Annotated in this window: 28 protein-coding genes; 15 read left to right on the top strand and 13 right to left on the bottom strand. The window is 63.4% G+C overall.

Annotated features, from left to right (window positions below):
* The first annotated feature begins 100 nt into the window (after positions 1 to 100).
* From V7P99_RS13105 to V7P99_RS13095, 3 genes are all read left to right on the top strand, one after another.
* Positions 101 to 823 carry a GntR family transcriptional regulator gene (locus tag V7P99_RS13105; protein WP_333795274.1) on the top strand — a complete coding sequence of 241 codons (723 nt, stop codon included), beginning with the start codon at positions 101 to 103 and terminating at the stop codon, positions 821 to 823.
* Between the two features lie 181 nt (positions 824 to 1,004).
* Positions 1,005 to 1,457, top strand: coding sequence for a TadE family protein (locus tag V7P99_RS13100; protein ID WP_333795273.1), 453 nt, complete (start codon positions 1,005 to 1,007; stop codon positions 1,455 to 1,457).
* Between the two features lie 13 nt (positions 1,458 to 1,470).
* On the top strand, positions 1,471 to 3,126 hold the full coding sequence (locus V7P99_RS13095) for a pilus assembly protein TadG-related protein (RefSeq protein WP_333795272.1): 1,656 nt from the start codon (positions 1,471 to 1,473) through the stop codon (positions 3,124 to 3,126).
* Positions 3,127 to 3,179: 53 nt separating this feature from the next.
* On the opposite strand, the gene V7P99_RS13090 is transcribed toward V7P99_RS13095, so the two are convergent.
* The 7 genes from V7P99_RS13090 to V7P99_RS13060 form a co-directional block, all read right to left on the bottom strand.
* Positions 3,180 to 4,394 carry an NnrS family protein gene (locus V7P99_RS13090; RefSeq protein ID WP_333795271.1) on the bottom strand — a complete coding sequence of 405 codons (1,215 nt, stop codon included), beginning with the start codon at positions 4,392 to 4,394 and terminating at the stop codon, positions 3,180 to 3,182.
* 6 nt (positions 4,395 to 4,400) lie between these two features.
* Entirely contained in the window at positions 4,401 to 5,627 is a 1,227-nt protein-coding gene (locus tag V7P99_RS13085) for an NnrS family protein (RefSeq protein ID WP_333795270.1), read from the bottom strand.
* Positions 5,624 to 6,373 (bottom strand): ABC transporter ATP-binding protein, encoded by a 750-nt coding sequence (locus tag V7P99_RS13080; protein WP_333795269.1) that lies wholly within the window; start codon positions 6,371 to 6,373, stop codon positions 5,624 to 5,626. Before V7P99_RS13080 ends, V7P99_RS13085 begins: the two co-directional genes overlap by 4 nt.
* Positions 6,370 to 7,182, bottom strand: a complete 813-nt coding sequence (locus tag V7P99_RS13075) for an ABC transporter permease (RefSeq protein ID WP_333795268.1) — start codon at positions 7,180 to 7,182, stop codon at positions 6,370 to 6,372. Before V7P99_RS13075 ends, V7P99_RS13080 begins: the two co-directional genes overlap by 4 nt.
* Before the next feature lie 7 nt (positions 7,183 to 7,189).
* Complete coding sequence (locus tag V7P99_RS13070; RefSeq protein ID WP_333795267.1) at positions 7,190 to 8,230, bottom strand: ABC transporter substrate-binding protein; 1,041 nt, start codon at positions 8,228 to 8,230, stop codon at positions 7,190 to 7,192.
* Positions 8,230 to 10,620 carry a TonB-dependent receptor family protein gene (locus tag V7P99_RS13065; protein ID WP_333795266.1) on the bottom strand — a complete coding sequence of 797 codons (2,391 nt, stop codon included), beginning with the start codon at positions 10,618 to 10,620 and terminating at the stop codon, positions 8,230 to 8,232. Before V7P99_RS13065 ends, V7P99_RS13070 begins: the two co-directional genes overlap by 1 nt.
* 175 nt (positions 10,621 to 10,795) lie before the next feature.
* The gene (locus V7P99_RS13060) at positions 10,796 to 11,482 is read right to left on the bottom strand and encodes a Crp/Fnr family transcriptional regulator (RefSeq protein WP_333795265.1); all 687 of its coding nucleotides are present in this window, start codon (positions 11,480 to 11,482) and stop codon (positions 10,796 to 10,798) included.
* A gap of 193 nt (positions 11,483 to 11,675) precedes the next feature.
* Here V7P99_RS13060 and V7P99_RS13055 point away from each other — a divergent pair, with 193 nt between their 5' ends.
* From V7P99_RS13055 to V7P99_RS13015, 9 genes are all read left to right on the top strand, one after another.
* Positions 11,676 to 12,374: a Crp/Fnr family transcriptional regulator gene (locus V7P99_RS13055; protein WP_333795264.1), complete on the top strand. Its 699-nt coding sequence runs from the start codon at positions 11,676 to 11,678 to the stop codon at positions 12,372 to 12,374.
* A gap of 152 nt (positions 12,375 to 12,526) precedes the next feature.
* Complete coding sequence (locus V7P99_RS13050) at positions 12,527 to 13,780, top strand: NnrS family protein (protein ID WP_333795263.1); 1,254 nt, start codon at positions 12,527 to 12,529, stop codon at positions 13,778 to 13,780.
* Between the two features lie 199 nt (positions 13,781 to 13,979).
* Positions 13,980 to 14,432: a c-type cytochrome gene (locus tag V7P99_RS13045; protein ID WP_333795262.1), complete on the top strand. Its 453-nt coding sequence runs from the start codon at positions 13,980 to 13,982 to the stop codon at positions 14,430 to 14,432.
* A gap of 24 nt (positions 14,433 to 14,456) precedes the next feature.
* Complete coding sequence (locus V7P99_RS13040; protein ID WP_333795261.1) at positions 14,457 to 15,833, top strand: cbb3-type cytochrome c oxidase subunit I; 1,377 nt, start codon at positions 14,457 to 14,459, stop codon at positions 15,831 to 15,833.
* A gap of 6 nt (positions 15,834 to 15,839) precedes the next feature.
* Entirely contained in the window at positions 15,840 to 16,649 is an 810-nt protein-coding gene (locus V7P99_RS13035) for a CbbQ/NirQ/NorQ/GpvN family protein (RefSeq protein ID WP_333795260.1), read from the top strand.
* Between the two features lie 9 nt (positions 16,650 to 16,658).
* Positions 16,659 to 18,608, top strand: coding sequence for a nitric oxide reductase activation protein NorD (locus tag V7P99_RS13030; RefSeq protein ID WP_333795259.1), 1,950 nt, complete (start codon positions 16,659 to 16,661; stop codon positions 18,606 to 18,608).
* Entirely contained in the window at positions 18,605 to 19,183 is a 579-nt protein-coding gene (locus tag V7P99_RS13025) for a cytochrome c oxidase subunit 3 (RefSeq protein ID WP_333795258.1), read from the top strand. The genes V7P99_RS13030 and V7P99_RS13025 overlap by 4 nt, the downstream gene beginning before the upstream one ends.
* Before the next feature lie 4 nt (positions 19,184 to 19,187).
* Positions 19,188 to 19,466, top strand: a complete 279-nt coding sequence (locus V7P99_RS13020; RefSeq protein ID WP_333795257.1) for a cytochrome C oxidase subunit IV family protein — start codon at positions 19,188 to 19,190, stop codon at positions 19,464 to 19,466.
* Between the two features lie 14 nt (positions 19,467 to 19,480).
* The gene (locus tag V7P99_RS13015; protein ID WP_333795256.1) at positions 19,481 to 19,717 is read left to right on the top strand and encodes a hypothetical protein; all 237 of its coding nucleotides are present in this window, start codon (positions 19,481 to 19,483) and stop codon (positions 19,715 to 19,717) included.
* A gap of 80 nt (positions 19,718 to 19,797) precedes the next feature.
* On the opposite strand, the gene fdxA is transcribed toward V7P99_RS13015, so the two are convergent.
* From fdxA to V7P99_RS13000, 3 genes are all read right to left on the bottom strand, one after another.
* Complete coding sequence (fdxA, locus tag V7P99_RS13010; protein ID WP_333795255.1) at positions 19,798 to 20,142, bottom strand: ferredoxin FdxA; 345 nt, start codon at positions 20,140 to 20,142, stop codon at positions 19,798 to 19,800.
* 74 nt (positions 20,143 to 20,216) lie between these two features.
* Complete coding sequence (locus V7P99_RS13005) at positions 20,217 to 20,726, bottom strand: cytochrome P460 family protein (RefSeq protein ID WP_333795254.1); 510 nt, start codon at positions 20,724 to 20,726, stop codon at positions 20,217 to 20,219.
* A gap of 328 nt (positions 20,727 to 21,054) precedes the next feature.
* Positions 21,055 to 21,504, bottom strand: a complete 450-nt coding sequence (locus V7P99_RS13000) for a hypothetical protein (protein WP_333795253.1) — start codon at positions 21,502 to 21,504, stop codon at positions 21,055 to 21,057.
* Positions 21,505 to 21,689: 185 nt separating this feature from the next.
* Here V7P99_RS13000 and V7P99_RS12995 point away from each other — a divergent pair, with 185 nt between their 5' ends.
* Together V7P99_RS12995 and V7P99_RS12990 are read left to right on the top strand one after the other, a co-directional pair.
* A complete protein-coding gene (locus tag V7P99_RS12995; protein ID WP_333795252.1) occupies positions 21,690 to 22,130 on the top strand; it encodes an RrF2 family transcriptional regulator in 441 nt (146 codons plus the stop codon).
* Complete coding sequence (locus V7P99_RS12990; protein ID WP_333795251.1) at positions 22,127 to 22,543, top strand: DUF488 domain-containing protein; 417 nt, start codon at positions 22,127 to 22,129, stop codon at positions 22,541 to 22,543. Before V7P99_RS12995 ends, V7P99_RS12990 begins: the two co-directional genes overlap by 4 nt.
* 27 nt (positions 22,544 to 22,570) lie before the next feature.
* Here V7P99_RS12990 and V7P99_RS12985 read toward each other — a convergent pair whose 3' ends face one another.
* The 3 genes from V7P99_RS12985 to metB are packed head-to-tail and all read right to left on the bottom strand — an operon-like array spanning position 22,571 to position 24,190.
* The gene (locus V7P99_RS12985; RefSeq protein ID WP_333795250.1) at positions 22,571 to 22,696 is read right to left on the bottom strand and encodes a hypothetical protein; all 126 of its coding nucleotides are present in this window, start codon (positions 22,694 to 22,696) and stop codon (positions 22,571 to 22,573) included.
* A gap of 51 nt (positions 22,697 to 22,747) precedes the next feature.
* On the bottom strand, positions 22,748 to 22,987 hold the full coding sequence (locus V7P99_RS12980) for a hypothetical protein (protein ID WP_333795249.1): 240 nt from the start codon (positions 22,985 to 22,987) through the stop codon (positions 22,748 to 22,750).
* Between the two features lie 15 nt (positions 22,988 to 23,002).
* Positions 23,003 to 24,190, bottom strand: a complete 1,188-nt coding sequence (metB, locus tag V7P99_RS12975) for a cystathionine gamma-synthase (protein ID WP_442909906.1) — start codon at positions 24,188 to 24,190, stop codon at positions 23,003 to 23,005.
* A 157-nt stretch (positions 24,191 to 24,347) separates the two neighbouring features.
* Here metB and V7P99_RS12970 point away from each other — a divergent pair, with 157 nt between their 5' ends.
* On the top strand, positions 24,348 to 24,770 hold the full coding sequence (locus tag V7P99_RS12970; RefSeq protein WP_333795248.1) for a MarR family winged helix-turn-helix transcriptional regulator: 423 nt from the start codon (positions 24,348 to 24,350) through the stop codon (positions 24,768 to 24,770).
* The last annotated feature ends 169 nt before the right edge of the window (positions 24,771 to 24,939 follow it).

Here is a 24,939-nt window from a genome sequence, read left to right as displayed (position 1 = left end):
ATTAATTTTCTTACCCTAGAGTTTTCCTGGCGGTCACTCTGCGGGAATTGCACTCGCAGAAATTTTGCTGGCCGTTGCAAAATATTTTGGGGGAATTGCCATGTCCGAATTGGAAACGCGGCTCGCGGCCAGGCCGCTTTATTTGCAGGTCCGTGACGTTCTGGTGCAGCGAATAGTCGTCGGACATTGGAAGCCGGGGGCGACGCTTCCAAATGAAACTCTACTCGCGCAACAGCTTGGAATTAGCATTGGTACGGTGCGCAAAGCCCTCGATCTAATGGAAGTGGAGCGCATCGTCACACGGCGGCAGGGTCGCGGCACGTTCGTCAATGATTATGCGTCTTCGGAGACGACCTTTCCATTTTCAATGTTCCACAATTTTGAAGGGAAACGCATTTCAGGCCAGAAGCGGGGGCGTTCGATCACGAGAGGGGAGGCGACGAGCGAAGAAGCCTCGCGGCTTGAATTGCGCCGCTCCGAGGAGGTGATTCGCGTCGAGCGCGTACGCGAGCATCAGGGCGAGGTCTTCCTTACCGAGGTCTGCTGCCTGCCGGGGCGGATCTTCACACGTCTGCCGGCGGATTTCGGAAGCTACCGACTTTCGGCGCTCGCACAAATCAACGCGATCCTCGTTGGGCGTGCTGTGGAACGGGTGGAAATCGCGACGGCGAATGCGGATCAAGCTCGTGAACTCGATGTTCCCGAAGGGACGCCGCTGCTGCACCTCGACCGGGTGATCTTCTCGGATCAGGATGAGCCGCTCGAGTGGCGTGTTGCGCATTGTTTCCTCCGAAACGAACGCTATCTAGTATGTTTCAATTGATTGTTTTTCTGGGTTCAGCGAAGGATCATTAGAAATGCGAGCTAAGATGTAATATGGCGGAGTGTTATTTTATCATTGAATGATTTGACTGGTGCGTAACTGCGAAAAGTATTTTCGCTTTGGCGGCTGCAGTTATTTAATTGCCGTTCATTGACCTTCCCTAGGCTGAGCCCTGCAATGTTTGAAGGGCTCAGCAATGGGTTTTATTCGAAGTTTTTCGCGTCGGGCTGCGGTTGTCGATGGTGGGGGCGCCGCCGTCGAATTTGCATTCGTGTTTCCTGTCGCTCTCGTCTTTTTTTGCGGGCTTCTTGCCTACGGAATGTATTTCGGTGCTGCGCACTCCGTGCAGCAGCTGGCGGCGGACGCGGCGCGGGCTTCGGTGAGCGGTCTCGATAACGCAGAGCGGACCGCGATCGCGCGAACCCATGTGGAGGTGAGTGGGGGGAGCTATCCGTTCCTTCGGGCGGACAGAATTTCTGTCCGGGCGGAGGCGCTGGAGGCGGACCCGTCGCAGTTCCGCGTGCATGTTTCCTTCAACTCCGAAGACCTGCCGATTTGGGCGCTCTCGGGTCTCATTCCGCTGCCGAGGAAAACGATCGAGCGGGTCGCAGTTATAAAACGCGGCGGGTACTGATCAGGAGGAGCCGATGTCCCTCGGACGACGCATGGCGCGTATGGTCTCCGATGCCGGAGGCGGGGTTGCGGTGGTGCTGGCGCTGTTCATGGTCGTCAGCGTCAGCCTGTGCGCAATCGCGATCGACATGGGTTCGCTCTATCTCGAACGACGGACGCTGCAGGGCGCTGCGGACCTCGCCGCCATTGCGGCCGCCGGCGATCTCGATCGGGCCGAGGCGGCAGCGCGGGCGACGCTCACGGCGAACGGGCTCGGCGAAGTGCATGCCCTCTCCGTCGTAAAGGGGCGTTACGAGCCGGCGCGAGAGGTCGCGCCAGAGGCTCGATTCGTGGCCGGACAGGAGCCCTTCAACGCCGTGCGGCTCAACGCGGCCACGTCGGGGCGTCTCTACTTTGCCAAGTCGTTCATGTCAGCACCGCAGATCTCCGTCTCGGCGATCGGCACTGCGGATGCGCAGGCCGCCTTCTCGATCGGCAGCCGGCTCGCTTCACTCAACGGCGGGGCTATCAATGCGCTGCTTGGAGCGGTGCTTGGGGGCAACGTCTCGCTCTCCGCTATGGATTACAACGCCCTGCTCGACGCCGATGTCTCGCTCGGCGGTTTCCTTTCGGCGCTTGCGGCCGAGGTCGGGCTGACGGCCGGAACCTACAACAGCCTCCTCAATGGCGAGATCGGGGTCGGCGACGTGCTCAATGCGGCCGTCAAGGCGGCCAATGCGGCAGGCGAGGCCGAGGGCGCGCAAGCCGTGGCGCGCCTGCTCGGACAGACGACGGCTGCGGCTACCGTGCCGCTTAAAACGGTCCTGGATTTGGGGCCGCTTGCACATGCGGAGGCCGGGCAGCCGGATGTGGGCCTGGCTGCCGATCTCAATCTCATGGCGCTGATCTCGGCGCTCGCGCAGGCAGGGAACGCCAAGAACCAGGTCGCGCTCGACCTCGGTGGGAGTGTGCCGGGCCTGCTCGCGCTCAAGGCCGATCTCGCCATCGGCGAGCGCGCTCAACATTCGGGATGGGTCACCGTGGGACAACCCGGCGCGATTGTCGAAACGGCGCAGACGCGCTTGCGGGTCATTGCCGAGGTCGCCGGCGCCGGTGCGCTCGCCGGGATTCGTGTGCGGCTTCCGATCTACATTGAAATCGCGCATGCGGAAGCGCGGCTCGAGGCGCTGTCGTGCCGCCTCGGGGAGAATGCCAAAGCTGTCATTGCTGCCCGCCCAGCCGCGGTGCGGGCGTGGATCGGCGATGTGAACAAGGCGCACTTGTCTTCGTTCGGCAGCAGTGTGCCCGTGTCACGCGGCGCGATTGCCGAGGCGCCGCTGATAACCGTGTCTGCCAGCGCCTATGCGGCGATGACGAACGCAACGGCCACATCGCTCGAATTCACGCAAGCCGATGCCGAAGGCCGAGTGGTCAAGACCGCGAGCACGCGCGACGTCACCTCCTCGCTCGTGGGCAACCTGCTGCGGTCGGCGGATTTGCAGGTAAATGTGCTGGGCCTCGGTGTCGGCGTGTCGGCGGTCAAAGGCCTCGTGACGTCGCTGCTCACGCCGGTGGCGGCGGCACTCGATCCGCTTCTTGCGGAGCTGCTCAAGGCCCTGGGCGTGGGCCTCGGCGAAGTGGACGTGCAGCTCAATGGCATCCGGTGCGGAACCGCCGTGCTGGCCGGATAGCGCAGTGGGGTGTTCCGCAGCCGTTGCCAGGCCGTGACCGCTGATGGCCGCCGTCAGGAACGGGGCGACAACAGGATGCGGCCATAGAGACCTGCGAAGCCGGCGAAGGCCACGATCCATGTTAGCCCGGCGGCGGGCAGTAGGATCATGCTCAGCTCCGGGTGGAGGGCGGCGCAGATCCGAGCGACGGCGGCAACCAGCACGGATGCGTAAAGCACAACCGTGCTCGCCGGAGCCGTGAGCGGGCGTCCGGTATGTCCGCGCGAAACCCGCGTCATCACAGCGAGGATCATGGTGGCGATGGCGCCCGAGGTCCAGGCGTGTAGGCCGGCGGTCGCGAAATCGTAATCGTCCCAGAGAACGGCCAGTCCGGAAAGCAGGAAGCCGATCCCCACGAACAGATAGGCGACGTGGAGAATGGCGAGCAGCGGCTCGGCAAAGGTGCGCTGCGGCGTCCAGCGCGCCTGGCGGACGATGTTGGCCACGGCCGCGGCGAGGAGCGTGATGCCGACGACGGTGCGCGCCTGCGGTGCCTCCTCCTCGAGGAGCGGCAACGCAACCCAGCCCAGCAGCGCCGCGCCGCTGAGGAACATGGCGGCCGTATCGAAGGGCGAAAACGGAGCGGGAAGCGCGCCGCCCGGCCGGTTGTGCTTCAACCAGTTGGTTGTGAACGCCGGTACGATGCGGCCGGCAATAATCATAAGGAGGAGAATGATCAGCGCTACGGCCAGCGTGTGCGCGAACTTGGTGCGTCCGAATTGCCAGATTTCGTAATGGAACAGCGCGTCAGCGGCGGCAATGCCGAGGAGAACGACGATGATCTTGAGGTTGCGCCGGTTTTGCGCGGCGACGATCTCGCGGCCGATGACTGCTGCCAGCGCAAGCGGAAAGGCGATGGAGAGGGCGGCCGTCGTGCCTGGGTCAAGGTGTGTCGAAGCGGCGATGGCGAGGCGGCCTGCGAGCCAGACCAGCACCAGGATGGCGAGCGGCCAGCCGGAGATGGGCGACCTGCCCGTCCAGTTCGGTACGGCCGTCAGAAGGAAGCCCGCGATGATCGCCGGCAGGAAGCCGAACAGGAGCTCGTGCGCGTGCCAGGCCATTGGCGGAAATGCGCTCGGGATGGCGATCAGCCCGAGGAACCACGGCACCCAGAGCGCGATCAGGATGGCAGCGAACAGAGAACCCGCAAGAAAGAACGGGCGGAAGCCGAGGCTCAGGATCGCCGGCGGGGCGGATTGTGCGGCATGGAGCGTGTATGTCTTGTTCATGGCACCTCAGCAGCCATCTTGCTCGAACGTTCGAGGGTTGCGGAAGAACGGCCAGTATACCTTCAACCACAGCAGGAAGGCCGCCGCCCAGAGGACGGCGACAAGGGCGTACGGCGCGACGGGCAGCAGATCCGTAGGCCAGATCTCCGGCACAGCGCGCAGTAGCACGGCGGCGGCGAGCAGGAGCATCGCCGCCCGCGTCTGGCGGACGAAGCCGAGAGCCTGGCCAGTGTGGCGCAGGCCGGCAATGGCGAATACAGAGAGGATGCCGAGGCCGAGTCCCCCCATGAGGGCGAGGTGCAGGCCGCCGAGGCGCGTTGCGGGCCAGCCGAGCTGGGCGGTTCCGATCAGCATTAGGCCGAGGCCGGCGAACGTGCTGGTGCCCGCAAGCGCCAGGATCTCAGCGCGCACGATCTTCTTGCCGATGAAGGCCTCGGCGACACGGTCCATGAACGCGGCGCCGGCCGCGATGAACAGGTAGCCGGTGGTCGGCTCCGACAGCCCCAAAGCTTCGCCGGCGACGAGCACGGCGACGAGCGCCGGCGCAAGGTTCATGCGCCCCGGATGGGGACGGAACGGGGAGGTTTGCTCGCTCGGATCGAGAACGAGATTGGTGACGGGCACGGTGATGCGCGCCAGCGCGATACCGAGGATGCCGAGGAAGATGAAGCCCGCAATGTGTGCGGCGTGACCCGCGAGTTCGGCATGGGTTTCGATCGTGAGGAACCCATAACGCGTGACAGCCTCGGCGATGAACAGTGCCGAGATCCAGAAGATGAATCCCACGAGCCGCGTGGTGCGTTTCAGGAACGAGACGCGCACGAGGTAGGCGATAAGGGCGGCGATCCAGAGCAGCTCGCAAACGGCTCCGAGGATACCGAGGGCCTCACCGCCGACGAGGCCGATAAGGCGCGCCACGCCCCATAGGGCCGCAAGCACGAGCAGGACGCGGCCACGAAGCCTCTCCGTGTCCGTCCACTCCGGAACGGCAGTGGTGATGAAGCCCACGAGCGCGGCGCCAAACGTGCCGATGGTCATCTCGTGCACGTGCCAGACGCCCGGCGGAATCTCCTTGGCGAACGGCAGCTCGAAGCCGAAAGCGACCACCCAGAGCAGCGGCCACAGCGCTCCATGAATGGCGGCGAGCGGAAAGAAAAGGCGGAAGCCCTCATCGCTCAGGATATCGAGCGCGCGGGAAACCGGGGCAAGCTTCGCTGGCCACGTCATCGTCATGGAATATGCCGCTCGCTGGTGTCGTGGATGTGGGCGAACAAGGGATCTTGCGTCAAGAAGGACTGTACGGCGTGAAACACAGCCGTGTCATTGCGCGCCGCCTGGGGAAGAGGCACGAAGCGCTCGCCGGCGATGCCGCGTACGCGCTCATCGAGCACGACGATGCGATCGGCGATTCGTACCGCCTCGGCAAGATCGTGCGTGACGAACAGGCCGGCGAAGTGCGATTGCCGCGCCGTGCTAACGACGAGGTCCTGCATCTGCCGCTTCAGCGCCACATCCAGCGCCGTGAACGGCTCGTCGAAGAAGACGAAATCCGGCTCGACGACGAGCGCGCGTGCGATGGCCGCGCGCTGGCGCATGCCGCCCGAGAGCTCCACCGGGTACTTTTCGAGATCGCGGCGATCGAGGGAAACGAGATCGGCTGCAAGCCGTGCGCGTTCCCGCCGCTCCGCACGGCGCATGCCGGCGATGCGCAACGGATAGGCGATGTTGTCCTCCGCCGTCGCCCAGGGAAGGAGGCGAGGCTCCTGGAAGATCATGCCGTGGCGGCGATAGCCGCTTGCGACGCGGCCGCGCTGCGGTTCGATCAGTTGCGCCGCGATATGCACGAGCGTGCTCTTCCCGCAGCCGGAGGGCCCCACGAGAGCGACGATCTGGCCGGCCAGCACGTCGAGGTGCACGCGATCGAGCACGGTGCGGCCAAAGTAGGCGTGTGAGATGCCGTCGAGCGCCAGCACGGTCATCGCTTGATCCCCCAGGGCCGCGCGGCATCGCGCCAGCGCTCGAGCTCGGCGCGGATGGGGTGCACGATTCCGTATTCGACGACGAAGATCACGGCGACGATAAGGACGACCCAGGCGATCGACTGGGCCACGTCGAGATTGGAGCGCGACATGGCGAGGGCGACGCCGATGCCGTCGATGTTGGCCAGGAGCTCGGCCATGACGGCGACCTTGAAGGTCGAGCCGAGCGCGACGGCGAGCGCTGGAAAATACTGGCCGGTCACATGGCGGATGACGATGGTCCAGAGCCGCTGCAAGGGGCCGGCGCCGAATGCCTTCGCCATATCCTCGAGCGCGCGATCGCGCGTTGCCACGGCTTCGGCCACGTTGGCGAAGACGAGCGGGAACGAGGCCACCACGGTGGTGGTGAGGATGGTTCCCGCGGTGGATCCGAACCAGATCATGGCGAGCACGATCCAGGCGATGGGCGGCACGCCCATGATGATCGTGAGCAACGGGCGCGCAAGTCGCATCGCCGCGGCCGAATAGCCGACCGCAAGGCCGAGCACGCCGCCGAGCAGCGCCGTCAGTGCGAAGCCCTCGAGGGCGCGTAGCGTCGTCGCTCCGGCGAGGCGCCACGTCTCGTCAGATTTGAGCAGCGCGACGGTGGCGTCGAAGGTCGCGAGCGGCGAGGGCAGGATGAAATCGCCGTAAGCCTCATGACCTTGCTGCCAGAGCGCGGCAAAGAGCGCGAGCCCGGCGACACCGACCCAGCCCGACCAGAGGAAGCGGCCCAGGCGGCCCATCCGGTCGAGAACGATGTGTCCCATTACGGCCTCACAAGTAGAACGCGGAGTCCGGGAGATGGCCTCCAACATAGCCTGGGTTGACCTCGAGCATGGCTTCGAGCACGGATTCGACGGCCGGGCGCGCCTCGGCTGCCGGCGTGGCAACCAGATTGCAATAGGGGATCGACGCCTCGATCACCGGCCATGGCATTTGCAACGGGCCGGCGGCGATGTTGGCGGCGCGGGCGGGATGGGCGACCGCGTCGGCCGCAGCACGGAGGAGTCCTTTTTGCAGAGCCTCGACGATGCTCCCGTTCGTCGCGCGGAAACGATCCGTAACGATGAGGCCCGCCTGCGGCAGATCGGGCGCCTTGCCCGTGAGCCGCTGCCATTCCGACTGCAGGTCGATGACCCGGTGGATCGTCTTTCCGGCGAGGCTGCCCTTGACGACGGCGGCGGATGCTGCCGGCTCGGGAATGAGGGCGGCGTCGACCCGGCCAAGGACGAGAAGCTGCATAGCTTCGAGCGGCGTGGCCGTCGGGACCTGCTCAACCTCGGTCTTCGAGTCGACGCCGGCGAGGCGGAAGAGCCGCTCGAGGATCAGGGTCGGCAATTCGTTGGGGAAGAGTACGGCGACCTTGCGTCCGCGCAAATCTTCAAGACGCGTCCAGGACGGATCGGACGCCATGACATAGAGGATGCCGTTCGTCATGACGTTGACGAGACGCACGCCGAGGCCGCGATTGTAGAGGTTGGCGGCGACGGGAACGGGCACGATGCCGACGTCGAAGCTTTGCGACGTGAGGCCCGCCCGGACTTCGTCCACCTGGCGCCAGATCCGGAGGCTGGGTTTGCGGGCCGCAGCATCGATGCGGCCGGTGGCGATCGCGTAAAGGACGGTGATGGACGGCCCTGCAGGCGGCCCCCAGATCTCGAGCTGGTGGAGAGGTGCTGCGAAGGCGGGCCGCCCCGGCACGAGCAAGGACGAGGCGAGGGCGCCGACTAGCGACGCCCCGCCTTTCATCGCGCTTCTGCGCGTGATGCCTTGCGCCGAGCGGCCAGACTGCCGCAAACGCGCGCTCGTCTTCATCAGAACCTCGCTCTGGCCCCGAGGATGAATGCCCGGCCGTCGCCCGGAAGGAACACGGCTTGGTCGGGGGATTGTACGCTCTCCACGATGAGTGTCGCCGAGGCATATTTCTCGTCAAACACGTTGGAGACCTCGCCGAAGATCGAGATGTTCTCTGTGATATCGTAATTCGAGCGCAGATCGACCAGGGTGTAGGCTTCATTGAAGAGCGTGTTGGCATTGTCGACCGGGGTATCGTCGGGCACCCAGTTGACTTCGGCCTCCACCCAGAGACCCGGCACGAACGTATAGCGCAGGGCAGCGTTCACGATGTGGCGGGGGGCGCCGGCTAGGCGGTTGTCATCGTACTGGGCGTCGCCGTCGAAGCGGAAATCCTGATAAGTGTAGGCTGCGCGTCCGGTCAGACCGTCCGTGATCTCGACGGCCGCGCCGAGCTCGATGCCGAAATGGGTCGTCTTGTCGGCGTTGACGGCGCCGAGCGAGTTGCCGAAGGAATCGCGCAGGTTGAGCAGCTCTCCGTCGACCCAGGAGTAATAGGCGATGGCCGACCAGGCGAGGCGAGACGTATTGCCTTTCCAGCCGCCTTCGAGGGTCGTCGCCGTCTGGGCGTCGAGATCGGGGGTCGCGAATACGGAAGCCACGACGGGAAAGGGGGGAGGACCCGGATTAATTTGCAATCCTGCGCTCGTATTGGGCGTCCCGTTGATAGAGGAGATCAGATCGTCCTGCGTCGGCGGCTCGAAGCTGCGGCTGACCGCTGCAAAGATCGACTGGTCGCGTGCCAACTCGTAGCTCAAGGCGAGGCTGGGCGTCCACTCATGGTAGGAGCGGTCGTAGCTCGTATCCTCGGGAGGCATAGCTGGAAAGATGTAGCCGCCATTTCCTGCATTGTATCTCGGGCGTGTGGCACCGGCGAAGACGTCGTCGTTTTCGCGGCTGGCATATGAGTAGGCGACGGCTGGCGACACTGTCAGGCGCTCGGTAAGTGGGATGTTGAAGCCGGCGTGGATCGACAGCGTCGTCGAATCGAACTTGTTCTCGCCGAATAGAAGGCCTTTGCTGCCGCCCTCGTTGATAAAGTAATCGCGGTCGGCCGAGCCGACGACGTATTGGCTCGTCAGTTCGAACAGGGGCAGCGCACGGGACGGATCGGGTGCGTAAGCATAGCGCGCCACCGCCGTGAAGTCGCCGCCTTCCGTGTCACGCACGCCGCTGCCCACCGGAAACGTGAAGCTGTCGTCCGTATAGGTGTAGCCGAGGCCCACATCGAACAGGTTCGCCCCGTAGCGAGCCGTCGTGCGCGAGCCGATGCGGAACTGCTCGGCCTCCCGGTGGGGATCGTCACGCAGCACGTTCGGCCCGCGGCAGAACTCGGGGCCTGGGGTCGGGCCCTTGCAGATCTGTTTGGGATTTTGCTCGAGGAGGGCGCGCGACAGCGGACCCACGACGTCGAAAGCGAGATCCGTATAGCCGAAGAACAGGCGCGTTGTGATGTTCTCGTTCACGCGGGCGCCGGCGTTGAGATTGAAGTTCGTGCGCTCAGATTCGTTGTGCTCACGGTAGCCGTCGCGCTCGGTGTAGCTGAGGCTCGCATGGGCATCGAAGTTGCCTTGCTGTGCGCCCGCCTGCGCCTGCACGGCGAAGTGGCCGAAGCTTCCGCCTTCCACGATCGCCTGGGCGCCTGGTGCGGTGAGGCCGGTCGGGGAGACGAAGTTGATGGCGCCGCCGAGCACCGTGGCGCCGAGCCTGTTGGCCGTGTAGCCGCGGTAGACTTCCACGAACTCGGCGCTTTTCGGATCGGCAAAGCCGACGATGTAGGAGCCGTCGGCGCGGTTGATCGGCAGGCCGTCCTGAAGGACGAGCGTGCCGCGCTCGGACGGGTTCTGCTGGAGACCGGAGCCGCGGATCTGCAGGCGCGGCTGATCGTTGCTGCCAAAGAAATTCTGCACGACGACGCCGGGCACGAAGGCCAGCATGTCCGATAGCGAGGCGCTGGCTTTCGGCGTCATCTCGGCATTCGTGACCACGTCCGTTCCGCCGGCGATGGCGTCGAGCTTTCTTGCGGCTTCCGCAGCGGGGCTCGGCCGCTCGGCGAACGCCGCCCCATCGCTTTCGGCGGGAACGCCCTCGGTGGCTTGGGCGCTGCCCGAGGATGCCACGCCTTGAGATTTCTTCTTGGCCGCCGGTGCCTTCTTCGGCACCGCGCCTTCGACGACCACGGCGGGAAGCTCGACTGACGTGCCGGGAGCTGCCGACTGGCTCAGAGCATCGCCGGGAAGCGACATCAACGCAGCAAGGGCGAAGATGCTGACCTCGAATGCAGCGACGGGGAGCCGCAGCGTTATCGAGGAGCGGGAACAATGTTTGTTGTAGGTATCTGAAAAATGCATCTTTTTTGCCGCTCCGGACTGATCATTGTTGACTATAGTAATCCAGTTCATCCGAGCGACACTTGTCCGAGGTCAAGTATGGAAATCCGGCTGGCCCTGTGTGTCCGTCACGACACGGCCAATTGGCACGCGTGCTCATGCGGGGGGCTAATCGACATCGTGACGCGGCAGAATTTCAGGGCTCGTTCCGATTTACGAATTTAGCCAAGCGGCCGACGTCCCTGACGGTGATCTTGCGGCGCCGGGCTTCGACGCCCACGCCTGCCAGGTCGGCGAGCCCACGGGAGAATGTGGCCGGAGTCATGGAGAGGCGCGCTGCGATGTAGCGCTGCTCCAGCGGAAGCTCGAAGTGGCAGGTGCCGTTCTTGTCGCCGCAGATTCGATGCAAAAATGCCGCGATGCGCCGCTGGGGCGACCATTCCTGATCCTGCTCGATACGCGACACGAGATGGCGCAACTTGCCGAAGACGGCGGCGATAATCGAGAGCGCTAGCTCCGGCGAGCGGGTGATGAGCGAGCGGAACTGGGCGGTGTCGATGCGGGCGGCGCGCAGGTCGGTGGCGGCTTCGGCGCTCACCGGGTAACGGGCCTCTGGGACGAGCATTGCCTCGGCGAACGATTCTCCCGGTCCCACCAGGTGGATCGCGGTGCGCTCGCCGTCGTCGCCCTCGCGGAATATCGCCGCCCAGCCGTCGAGGACGAAGTAGAACGCTTTCGCCGGGCCGCCCTGGTGAAAGAGGCTGCAGCCGGCGGGTACGGTGACGATCGGTGTCTCGGACGCAAATTTTTGAAATTCACTTTCGGGAAGGCCGGCCAGGAACAGCGCGCCTCTCAGCATCTCAAGGTCACGATCGGCGGCCATGGCGTCCCCTTGCATCCCGAGACCTGCTGCGACCGTCGCGTCGCAATAGCTCTTAATCTATACTATAAGAGTATTGTTTGATGTCGGGCTAGAGTCTGTTTTCAGGGCCTTCCGTCTTGACCCGGCGCAGACGACAGCTATTGATGACGTTCGATAAATTTTGCTCCTGTGCGGGCGTCCAGAAGGCGAAACAATGGATCCCTCCGACTGGCGGATCGTGCGCTCAACGCCACTTTTCAGCACGGTGTCGCAAGAAGCAGCGCAGTCGCTGATCGGCAATCAGCCGGTTAGCGTGCATAAGAAAGGGGAAACCCTCTTTCAGCAGGGGCAAGCCGCAGACTCGTTCTTTGTGGTGCTCGGCGGCTGGGTGAAGCTCTATCGCATCACGCCGGACGGAAACGAGGCCGTCGTTGGAGTGCTACGGCGGGGGGAGACGTTCGCAGAAGCGGTCATGTTCCTCGGGGGGCGCTACCCGGTGAGCGCCGAGGTCGTGACCGACGCGCGCCTCGTCAAGGTCGATGGCCATCTGCTGCGCCGGCGTATCATCGAGCAGCCGGAGCTGGCGCTGTCGATGCTTGCGTCCGCGTCCTACCATCTCAAATCCCTGGTCGAGCAGATCGAGCACATCAAGCTGCTCTCGGCGCCGCAGCGGCTCGCCGATTTCTTGCTGCGCCTGACGTCCGTGCGTGAAGGCGGCGCAACCATCGAGCTTCCTTACGAAAAGGCGTTACTTGCCAACAGACTCGGCATGAAGCCCGAAAGCTTGTCGCGGGCGCTTGCGAAGCTGCGTCCGCTTGGCGTCAGCGTCGATCGCGAACACGTCTCGATCGTCGACGTGGCACTGCTCGCGCAGTTCATCGAACCAAGCGACCGGGGAGAAGAAGGCTTCTGAGCCGCACAGTAGACACTGCTTAGCGCGCACCGGTTGACCGTGGTTAAGCGCTTCCCTGCGGCAAATACGTAGGCTGCACCGCCACTGAATAATGCGGAAAGGCTCCGAGCCTGCCGTGTGTGTGTCGGCGGTGCAGCAACGCGGAAGCGATCATGTTCTCACCCATTCCCCATGCCGCCTCTCAGCGGGTGATGACGGCGCGCCCGAGCTTCGATGCGATATTCTCTTACGGGTTCCGTCCATTCTTTCTCGGATCGGCCGTCTACGCGGCGCTCGCCATGGGGATCTGGATCGCCTGGATCGGCGCCACCTCTTCGGGGTGGCCGGGGAGCTGGCTGCCGGTCGCCGGATCTCCATTCGCCTGGCATGCCCATGAAATGGTGTTCGGCTTCGCGGCGGCCGCAATCGGGGGCTTTCTCCTGACGGCCGTGCCGAACTGGACCGGTGCGCTGCCGCTTTCGGGTCCGCCGCTCATCTTCCTGTTCATGATGTGGCTCATCGGCCGTGTGGCGATGGGGTTCTCGGCATTGTTGCCCTATCCGCTTGTCGCGGCGCTCGATGTCGCGTTCCTTCCCATCCTCGGCGGGTTTGCGGCGCGCCAGCTCTTCGTGCGGCCAGCGCCGCGCAATCTGGTTTTTCTGGTGCTCGTCGCAGCGCTCACGCTCTGCAACCTCGCCTTTCATGCCGGCAACGGAGACTACCTCGCCATCGATCCCGTGGGGGCGATCCGCGCCAGCGTGCTGTTCGTGATCGTCATGGTCGCCATCGTAGGCGGGCGCATCATTCCGGCTTTTACGCACAACTGGCTCCACGGCAACCGCCCCACGGCTCAGAGGCCGCAGCGAATCGTATGGCTCGATATCGCGTCGCTCTTATCCCTCGCCGTGTTCGCGCTTTTGTATGCAGCGGGCGCGGGCGGATGGCTTGCCGGTGCCGCGGCTCTCATTGCGGCGGCCTTCAACTGTGCGCGTCTCGTGCTCTGGCGCGGGCTTTCGACGCGCCGCGAACCGATCGTGTGGATCCTCCATCTCGGCTATGCCTGGATCGTGGTGGGACTGGCGCTCAGCGCGGTGGCGGAGTTTACCGGGCTCGTTCCAACCGCCGTCGTCACGCACGCCTTGGGCACCGGGGCGATCGGCACGATGATCATGGCCGTCATGAGCCGGGCCTCGCTCGGCCATACGGGACGCCGCCTGATCGCGCCGCGGCGCATTGTTTGGGCATATTATCTCCTCACGGCTGCGGCCCTTCTGCGCGTTGCGGGGCCGATGCTCGCGTCTGACATCTACGCGGCGACGCTCGCTGCGGCAGGGCTGCTATGGATCGGCGCCTTCTTGCTCTTCACTCTTGTTTATGCACCGATCCTGACCACGCCGCGCGTGCACACGAAGGTCGCGCGCGGCTGACAGCCTACCCTCGAATCCCTCTCTCCGGATGCAATTTGCGCGGCGCTTCACGCGTGCCGCAAGGTGCGTCCTGCGCGCTATGGTCGCGCTGCGGCGAGCGGGGGTTTGAATCTCTCCGGCGCTTGCCTTTCGTCAAGTAGCGCCCAATCGCTTCCAGCCACTGTGCGGCCTCCATGACCCTCGGCGGGAGGCAAGAGATATGCGCGAAGTCATGACGAAAGCCATGGCGCGGAACATTTTTTACGGCGGGTCGCTGTTCTTTATCCTGATCTTTGTCGGGTTAACGGCGCACAGCCACTACTACATCGTCACTCAATCCACGGCGTCGGTGCCGCTTTCGGACTCGGTGGCGCATGGCAAGCGGGTGTGGGAGGTCAACGCCTGCATCAATTGCCATTCGCTGCACGGTGAAGGTGCGTATTTCGCGCCTGAAGTCGGAAACGTCATGACCCGGTGGGGTGTGGTCGATTCACCGGACGATGCGTTCCAGGCCCTCAAGGGCTGGATGGAAGCGCAGCCGACGGGCGTTCCAGGACGGCGGCAGATGCCGCGCTTCTATCTGTCCGACGAGGACATCCGCGGTCTCTCCGATTTCCTCATCTGGGCCGACAAGACCAATACCCAGGGCTGGCCCCCGAATGATGCCGGCTGACGCGGACGCACGGAGCACAATGCGATGAAATATCAGACTCAGAAGATCGCCTACGCCTATTTCATAGCGGCGCTGGGGTTGTTTATCGTGCAGGTCTCGGGCGGGCTACTGGCCGGGTGGATCTATATCTCCCCCAACACGCTCTCCGAGCTGCTGCCGTTCAATATCGTGCGCATGCTGCATACCAACGCGCTCATCGTTTGGCTTTTGCTCGGCTTCTTCGGCGCAGCGTACTTCATCATTCCAGAGGAATCCGAGCGCGAGATCCACTCCACTAAGCTTGCTTATTGGCAGCTCGCAATCCTCGTGATCGGGACCCTCGGTGCCGTCGTCACGTATGTGTTCGATCTCTTCAACGGCAACATCCTGCTCGGCAAGGACGGGCGTGAGTTCCTCGAGCAGCCGCTGTGGGTGAAGATCGGCATCGTCGTTGCGGCGCTGATCTTCCTCTACAACGTCTCGCTGACCGTGCTCGCTGGAAAGAAGACGGCGATCACGAACGTGCTGCTCATCGGGCTCTGGGGTCTGGCGCTGCTGTTTCTCTTCGCCTTCTACAACCCGCACAACCTCAGCCTCGACAAGATGTACTGGTGGTACGTCGTCCACCTCTGGGTCGAGGGCGTGTGGGAGCTGATCATGGCGTCGATCCTCGCCTACCTGATGCTGAAGCTTACGGGCGTCGATCGCGAGATCGTCGAGAAATGGCTGTACGTCATCGTCGGCACGGCGCTCTTCTCCGGCATCCTTGGCACGGGGCATCACTATTACTGGATCGGTGCGCCCGGATACTGGCAGTGGATCGGCTCGATCTTCTCCTCGTTCGAGGTCGTTCCCTTCTTCCTCATGATGGCGTTCAGCTTCGTCATGGTCTGGAAGGGCCGGCGTGATCATCCGAACAAGGCGGCACTGCTATGGTCGCTCGGCGCGACGGTGCTGGCGTTCTTCGGTGCCGGCGTGTGGGGCTTCCTGCATACGCTGCACGGCATCAACTTCTATACGCACGGCACGCAGATCACGGCCGCACATGGGCATCTCTCGTTCTTTGGCGCCTATGTGTCGCTCAATCTCGCGATCTTCACCTACGCGTTCCCGATGCTGAAGAACCGCGACCCCTATAACCAGGTGCTCAATATGGTGAGCTTCTGGCTGATGGCCGGTGGCATGGCGTTCATGACGTTCGTGCTGACCTTCGCGGGCACCGTGCAGACGCATCTGCAGCGTGTCATGGGCCAGTACTACATGGACGTTCAGGATCAGATCATGCTGTTCCACTACATGCGCTTCGGCGCCGGTGTTGCGGTGGTGCTCGGTGCGATCCTCTTCGTCTACGCCACGTTCGTGCCTCGCCGGGAGATCATTACGTCCGGCACCGTGACGAAGCAACTGTCGCCGGCGGAGTAAGCCATCATGCATGCCGTACAACAACGCGCGAAGGAGGGAGCCCAGGCTCCCTTCTATCTCCCGCAGGCCGATGAGTGCGACGTGTTCGAAGCGGCTTATCGGAACCAGATGCCGCTTCTCATCAAGGGACCGACGGGGTGCGGAAAGACGCGCTTCGTCGCGCACATGGCAGCGGTTCTCGGCCGGCCGCTCTATACGGTGGCCTGCCATGACGACCTGTCGGCGGCAGATCTCATCGGGCGCTATCTGCTCAAGGGCGGCGAGACAGAATGGGTCGATGGTCCGCTCACGCGCGCGGTTCGGGAGAATGCCATCTGCTACCTCGATGAGGTGGTGGAAGCCCGCAAGGACGTCGCCGTGGTGCTGCATCCCTTGACGGACGATCGGCGGATGCTGCCGGTTGAGCGTACGGGTGAAGTGCTGCAGGCCGGGCCGCAGTTCATGCTCGTTGCGTCCTACAATCCCGGTTATCAGAACATCCTCAAGACGTTGAAGCCTTCGACGCGGCAGCGCTTTCTCGCCATCGACTTCGATTTTCCCGCGCCCGAGCAGGAGATCGAGATCGTCGTCAGCGAGAGTGGATTGGCGAAGGAGCGCGTCGCGCCTCTGGTGCGGCTCGCCGGCAAGCTGCGCGCGCTCAAGGGACAGGACCTCGAGGAAGGCGTCTCGACGCGGCTCATCGTTTACTGCGCGAGCCTCATTCAGGGCGGCATGCCCATCGAGCGGGCCGTGCGCGTGGCGCTGGTCGAGCCGCTCAGCGATGACGCCGACATCAAGCAGGGGCTGCACGATCTCGTCGCGACAATCTATGGGTGAGTAGGCCTGATGTCCGCACTTCCGTTCGAGCCGTGGGAACCAGAGGAAAGCGTCGGGAAGCTTTGGCACTCCTTCGTTAGCGAACTCGACGCACCGGGCGTCTACGAGGACGCGGCGGTGACACTCGAGGAAATGCGGGGCCGGCTCGGCGTTCTCTTCCGCGGATTGGGCGGCGCGCGCGACGTGGAGATCAAGGTGGCGACGGCGGCCGTCGCCACGCATCGGCTTTCCTGGAAGCGCGCGCTCGGTGAAGGCCGCGAGCGGATAGCGGAGCCCAGCTTCGACGGCGAGACGCTGCGGCTGCCGGAGCGCATTGCTGCATTTCCGGAGCGGGATGCGAACGTCGCTCTCTATCTCTGGCTTTCGGCGGCGGTCGTCTTCGCACGGAGGCCGCAGCGCGCGCTCGATCCGCTGCGGGCGGACATCCGGATGCTGCAGGCGGCGCATAGCATGACGCGGGACACCCTCGCCGAGTGTCCGGGCCTGCGCCGGGTGCATGCCGCGCTCGCGCTCGAAGCGAGGCAGAGGCGTCCCAAGCGGCATCTGCCAGCGGTAGAGGAAGCGGTCGAGACGGCGATCCTGCATCTTCTCGGCGCACAGCCTCCGAAGGGCGATCTCGCGGAAGCGATCGCCGTGGCCGTCCGCGTCCAAGCGGAGGATCTTTCGGCGTTCTCGGCACCGCGCGGCTATCGGCCGTTCCTGCCGGTCATGCTGTGGCCGGACTTGCGCGCGCTCGCCGAGCGGACGAAGGCTACGCATGAAGAGGCCCCTCATGGCGAGGGCGAGACGCCGCCCAATGCGGAGCCCGGAACGTTCAAGGCGTCACGCAAGCCATCCGACCAGGCGTCTCGGAAAGACAGTCTCATCCTGCACAAGTTCGAGGCCATTCTCTCCTGGGCGGAGCTTCTCAACATCAACCGCCGCGTCGATGATGACGATGAGGACAACGCCAAGAAAGCGGCGGACGATCAGGACGAGATTTCCCTGGTGCAGGTGCCGCAGCGTGCGCGCACGCGCTTGCGGCTGCATCTCGATCTGTCGCCGCAGGAGGCGGAGTTCGAGCGCCTCGCGGGCGTGCACGTCTATCCCGAGTGGGATCACCGCACTAAAGCGTACTTGCCGGATTATTGCCGGGTGCTCGACGGAATGGCCAAACCGCTGCCGGACCTCCCCGACACTCCCGAGAGCGCGCGCGCGCATCGGCGCATTCGCAGCGTGCGGCGCCAGTTCGAGACACTGCGTCCGAAGCGTGTTCAGCTTACGCGGCAGATCGAGGGGCACGACATCGACGTCGAAGCAGCGATCGCGGCACGCGTCGACCTCGCGACGACGGGGCAGCATTCGGATCGTGTCTACGTGGCGAGCCGCAGCCAGGAGCGGGATCTCGCCGTTTCCATTCTGCTCGATGCTTCCCGTTCGACGGAAAGCTACGTGGGAGGGCGCCAAGTCATCGACATCGAGCGAGAGGCGCTGATGGCGTTGGCCTGGGGGCTCGATGCATGCGGCGACGAAACGGCGATCGGGGCTTTCTCATCGCTGAGGCGTGACCGGGTGTTCGTTGAGACCTGCAAGGCGTTCGACGAGCCGATGAGCTCCGTGGTCGAGGCACGCATCGCAGGGCTGAGGCCCGGCCATTACACACGGCTCGGCGCAGCGATCCGCCATGTTTCGAGCGGGCTTGCGGAGCGTCCGCGTCAGCGCCGGCTGCTGCTCGTGCTGACCGACGGCAAGCCCAACGACATCGACCACTACGAAGGGCGGCACGGGATCGAGGATACGCATATGGCCGTGCGCGAGGCACGCCGGCGCGGGCAGTCTGTCTTCGGCGTCACCATCGACAGCAAGTCGCAGGCTACCTTCAGCCGCATCTTCGGGAAGGGCGGCTATGTCGTCGTTCCCGATCCCGAGAAGCTCGTCGCGGCGCTTCCTCAACTCTATCGCCATCTGGTGACCGGATGAGCGAGATAACAGACACGCGACCGGCCAACGACGGTTCCGATGTGCTCTCGGAACTGCCGGGCGAGCTCATGATGTGGGTGCTGATCGCGAGCGAGATCCTGGTGTTCGGCGCGGCATTGCTGGCGTTCCTCAGCGTCCGCGTCGGAGATCCCGCGAGATTCATGGCGGACCAGGCGCTGCTCAACCAGACCGCCGGGGCCATCAACACTATCGTGCTGGTCACGAGCGGCCTTTGCGCTGCTTTGGCGGTCCGCGTTCGGGAGGCAGGTCGGCGCAGAGCCGCGCGCCTCTGGCTTCTGGCAGCCGGCAGCCTCGGAGCCGTGTTCCTCATCGTCAAAGCTTTCGAATACGGGAGCAAGGCGGCGCTCGGGATCGGCATCGAGACGAGCCCCTTTTTCACCTTCTACTATCTCATCACAGGGTTCCACGCGGTGCACGTGATCGCCGGGATGGCCGTGCTGGCACTGGTCTCGTGGCGCGACAGCGTGCGCAATATGGAAGCGGCTGTCGCCTTCTGGCACATGGTCGATCTGGTGTGGGTGCTCTTGTTCCCCATCATCTACGTCTTGAGGTGAGCCGATGCCGGAGCGAGATCTCATTCAAGCCTGGATCGCCCTCGTCGTCCTCAGCATGGGTACGGTGCTGATCGCGTCTGCCGGCACCTCCGGGCACAGCGGCACGGTGATGGCCGTGAGCGTATTGGTTCTAGCCGGGCTCAAGGCCCGGGTCATCCTGTCACGCTATCTGGGGCTCTCGGGCTCAAGGTTCTGGACACGCACCTTCGATCTGGTGATCGGCACGTTCCTCACCGTCAGCTTCGGCCTCTATGTATTCGGCTCGCAGGCGGTGATGGGATGACGGGAGGCCACAGCATGACGGCAGGGGAACGCGAGCGGGAATCGCTGCCGCGAGGGTTGTTTCTGTTCTGCCTTGCGATGATGTGCTCGGGGTTCGCCATCAATGCCGCGTTCATTGCGATCGCCGTGCCAGCTATGGCGCCCTATGGAGTTCAGGGCCTCATCGTCGCGGGACTTGCGGGGTCTGTGTTTGGAGTGTTCCCGGCACGTTGGCTCGCCCGCAAGATCCACGAAGGCCTCCGCGAAGATTGACGCTTGAGGCGCATACCGTCGAACGTTGCTACCGGGGTCTGCCGATCCGGTGGAGGGTAACCGGGCCGTTTCCGGCCCCGTTACGAAACCTCTTCGGATGCAGGCAGCGGCGATAGCTCCGCCGCTTTCCCGGGCCGGCCGTTCTCGGCATCCGCATTGGGGAGTGCAGGCTTCTTGCCGGTGATATTCGGCCACAAATCAGCGTATTTGCGATTGACCTCGAGCCAGTGCGGTGTCGCCTGAGGCTCGCTGTCTGAGAAGATGGCTTCCGCGGGGCACTCCGGTACGCAGACGCCGCAGTCGATGCACTCGTCGGGATGGATGACGAGCATGTTCTCGCCTTCGTAGAAGCAATCCACCGGGCAGACTTCCACGCAGTCGGTATATTTGCATTTGATGCAATTCTCGGTGACGACGAAGGTCATCGCACTCCTTTCTCTCCCGCGGGGGCTCTATCCTGCGGGCGCTGTTGCTGCGGCACCGCGGGCCTCATCTCCCGTCATCTTACCAAGTGCTCCAGCGAGAACACATGCTGCTTATCGACCAGGGGCGCATGACATTGCCGGCAGGCATTCAGATCCTTATCCAGCCGCTTTCCATCCGGGCTGAAGATCGCGAAATCCCAGTCTCCGTTGCGGAGCTCCTCGGGAAAGCTTGTCCCCCAGCCGTCGCCCTTCTGCATGACGGCCACGGCGGCGAGCTTGCCGCGGATGCGCCGATCGAGGGAGCTTGTCACGACATTGCCGTCGCCGTCCTTCTTGGCGGCGTAGATCTCGCCGACGAGGATGGAGCCGCTCGGTAACTCCTTGCCGGCGCTCGCTGCATCGAGCGCCATGTCATTGGCGAAGAGCCGGATGATCTGATCGTGGTTCTGCACGCGGTCGAGGCTCAAATAATTGGTAAAAGACTTGTAGTCCGCCGGAAAGGCGATGCGCTCTTCCTCGGCTTGGGTTTGGGTCGCGCCCGCGGCCGCTAAGCATAGTATCAGAAACCATCCTGCCTTCGACATACCGATCTCTCCTCCCGTTGCGTTTTATTATGTGTCCGGCACATCCGTCAGCCTGCTCCGCTTGGCTGCCTGGTGCGATGGCCGCTTGGCATAGTGACGAAGAACGGCCCGATGCCGCCGCCATCGCAAGAGGTGAGGATGCTCGCAGATGCGATCTGCTGTTTCTTCCGATCTCAGCGCTGGTGGGGCGCTTCTCTCGGAGGGCGTGGACCAGGGCTGGCCGACAGGGCGGATTCGAGCGTTTGTCTCTTCGTTCCTGCCGTCGACCGAAATACCATCGCGCGTATGCATGATGTGCTCGATGCTCCTTGGCCCACGCTTCGATTGCTCAAAGGGTTGCCCACCTGAGACAAAGCAGACTGAAGCCGAGAAGGATCGCCACCGGTATGGACACGATCTGTACGACCGCCTCCCAGCGACGGATCTTGCCAGTCCAGACTTCGACAATCTGGCTCTTGGCCTGCTCATCCCTGATCCATCTTTGATCATGAGCAGCGCGCGTTTTCGCGAACACCGCCGGTAGGCCGAAGAACATTATGGCGAAGCCGATGCTGATTACGACGGCGAACAACGCCGTTCCGGTTCCGTGAAACGTCAACGTGGCATCGAGGAAAACCAGAGCGTAGCAGAGAACCATAATCGGGCCGGCCACGGCCAGCAGGCCGTCGTCGTGGTACCACCTCTCGTCAGTCGTGCCGTCAATCGTGCCGTCCGGATCTCGCGCCTCCGGCGTGGTTCCGGAGGTGGATGGCGTCAGATCGTTGCGTACGATGGCCATAGCCTCCTCCTGTTTTCTCGGATCAAAACCCGCGCCGCGGGATCAGGTGCTCGATCCTCTGGAACGGCTCGGACAATCCCTGGTTCACAACTCCAAAAGATGAACGTATTATGCACCTTTGGATTTCGAGCGTCCATGCAAAGGTACATGTAATATGTATCAAATGGGCGTGAGGGCTGCCGTACATGCGCCTGACAATGTTTTCAGATCTGGCCTTGCGGGTACTGATGTTTACGCAGGCCGCGGGCGGACGCCTCGTGACCATCGACGAAATGGCAAATGCCTATTCGATCTCCCGCACGCATCTGACCAAGGTGGTCAATGCGCTGACGCGGACTGGATATCTCAGCGCCGTGCGGGGCCGTTCGGGAGGCCTGCGGCTCGCCATTCCGGCGGATCAGATCGTTCTTGGAGAGGTGATCCGGGCGACCGAGCCGGATTTTGCGCTTGTTAGCTGTTTTACCTCGGGGGAGCAGTGCGTGATCGCGAACTGTTGCCGGCTCCGAGGCGTTCTTGATGAGGCGCTCGCGGCGTTCCTTGCCGTTCTCGACGGGAAGACTCTTGAGAGCATCACGCTCAAGCCGGGCGATTTTAGAGTTCTTGTGAAAACGGACCAAAACAGATGAGCACGCGATCAGATACCCAGTCCGGACATTCCGCACGGATCTTCATCAAGCGGGCGTACGAGGAGCCAAAGCCCGGAGACGGCACGCGTGTGTTGGTCGATCGCCTCTGGCCGCGTGGCGTTCGAAAAGATGGGGCGCACATTGATCTCTGGCTCAAGGACATCGCACCGAGTGCAGAGTTGCGCCGCTGGTTCAATCACGATCCGGAACGGTGGGCGGAATTTCAGCGCAAATACCGCGAGGAGCTCTCAAGCAACGAGTCGAGCTTCGACGAGCTGTTGAGCCTTGCCGGGGATGGCCCGATCACGCTCGTGTTCGGTGCGAAAGACACCGAGCACAACAACGCGGTCGTGCTGCAAAGCATCCTGAAGAAGCGGGTAACATCCCGGAAGCCGGCGAAAGGCCGGCACTGAATGAGCGCGGTGTGTCCTCTCCTGCCTTTACCAAAGCGGCACGACGAAGACATGAATCAGCAGAAATCCGGAGATCAGCACCGAAAGAAAAATAATGGTGTGAAGAGGATTTTCCTCGAGCTTCTCGCGCTCGTCCTGTGAAACGTCCTTCATAACTTTACGTTCCCCGTGATCCGAGTGAGTGGCGTAAGAGGGAAATGCAGGTCATCCCTGATTGGTTTCGGGCCCTGCTATCCGGCGGCCCAGAGCGAACGCCGCGTAGAAAAGCGATAGATTGGCCAGCAGGTGAACCGCGACGTGTTCAATCCCGTCGCTCCAGGTGATGGCGGCGACGGCCGGGCCCGTGGCACAGAACAACGCGGCCGGCGCAATCCAGTGGGATCTGACGAAGCCGAACCAGAGTAGAAGCATGGCCGCGAAAACGGCCGCAAAGGTCACGACCATGGCTGCACTCCCTGCTCAAAGCGCGGATGGGATCAGCTCCGATGCCTCCTGCGCCGCTGCCGCCAGTGCGAAATCCAAGTCCGCAATCAAGTCCGCCTCAGCCTCAAGACCAACGGAGAGCCGAAGCATTCCATCGGTGATACCGGCTTGGTGGCGGGCCTCCGCGTCCATGCCGGCGTGCGTCATGGTTGGGGGGTGAGAGACCAAGCTCTCCACTCCGCCGAGGGACTCGGCCAGAGTGAAAAGCCTCACGGTTTCCACGAACCTGCGCACGGCACCCACGCCGCCTTTCAACTCGAACGTCAGCATGGCTCCGAATCCGGACTGCTGCGCCTTGGCGGTCGCGTGGCCGGGATGGGATGGCAAGCCCGGATAGTGGACAGCGAGAACCTCGGGATGGCCGAGCAGGTGTTCAGCGATGGCTTGTGCCGTCTGCTGCTGGCGTTCCATGCGAGGGAAAAGCGTTCTGATGCCGCGGAGCGTCAGATAGGAATCGAAGGGCGACCCTGTGATGCCGACGATGTTGCTCCAGGCGGCCAGGGCTTCGGCGTCGGCTTTGTCGGCCGTGACGACCGCGCCGGCGACGACATCGGAGTGGCCGCTGAGGAACTTGGTCGTCGAATGGACGACGTAGTGGGCCCCGAGGAGGAGCGGACGCTGGAGCGCCGGAGACAGGAAGGTGTTATCCACCACCAGTTTTGCGCCGACGTCCCCGGCGTGCTTTGCGAGCGCGCGGATGTCTACGGTCCGCATGAGGGGGTTGCTTGGCGATTCCACGAGCACCAGGGCCGGTTTGTGAGCCATGGCGTCCGTGAGCCGCCGCTCGTCGTTCTGGTCGACGAAGATCACATCGAAATGACCCTTGTCGCGACGTGCCGAGAGGAGACGGTATGTGCCGCCGTAGCAATCATGCGGTGCCACGATGAGCTGGTCGGAGCGTAGCTGGCTGAAGACGAGGTCCAGCGCGGCCATTCCAGAAGACACCACCACCGCGCCGGCGCCGCCTTCGAGCCCCGCCAGCGTTTCGGCAAGAAGCGCGCGGGTTGGATTCGATGTGCGCGAATAATCGTGCATCCGGCTGCGTTCAAAGCCCTCGAACGCGAAGGTGGTCGAGAGATAGATGGGCGGCGTCACGGCTCCGAAAGCCGTATCAGTTGCGACGCCGTTGGCAGCCGCGATGGTCCTGGGATCTCGGTCCTTCACGATTGAGAAGCTCCGTCTGAGCCGATACAGAGGAGAGCAATCCTGCTCTCGCTAGAAATTTCCTCAGGCCATGCGCTGATCTGAGCGAATTCACACTATACATCGTGTTGCGATACATCAAGGCGCATCGCACTACGATCCATCAAGGGCCTTATCAATGCAGAAGCCAGCGCCCGATCAGGCGTTTCCCAAGCAGAATTATGAGGCGCTTGCCAATTTCCGGTATGCGCTACGTACGTTTTTCGCCTTTAGCGAGAAGGCAGCGGACGCGGCCGGTCTCAGCCCGCAGCAGTATCAGGCGCTGCTCGCAATCAAGGGCGCTCCGGACCGGTGTGAGCTCGGCATCCGGGACATAGCGGAGCGGCTGATGGTTCGGCACCATACGGCTGTGGAACTCGTCGATCGCCTGGAACGGAACGGGTTTGTCACGCGGGCCAAGGACGAGCGCGATGGGCGGCGCGTGCGCGTGCGGCCGACGGCCAAGGCCGAGAAGATCATGGATAGCCTGGCCGCCGCTCATCTTCGCGAGTTGAAGGGCATCCGGCCCGTGCTCGAGCAGATGCTGGCACGGTTCGACTGAGCGTGGTCGCGGGACGTTGCACGTAGACGGGCTCCGCCGGCTCCATTGAAGCCAGTTACCGCGAAACGGTCTGATGGAGCGTTGATGTCACACGGCAGCCAAGGCTGCCTGCGAAGGACGCTGGCGATGTACGAAGATAAGTGAGAGAGAAGAATGTTGGTTGCGGGGA

It is taken from the genome of Hyphomicrobium sp. (genome assembly GCF_036780825.1).
GTDB lineage: Bacteria > Pseudomonadota > Alphaproteobacteria > Rhizobiales > Hyphomicrobiaceae > Hyphomicrobium_C.
This window is presented reverse-complemented; position numbering and strand designations above follow the sequence as displayed.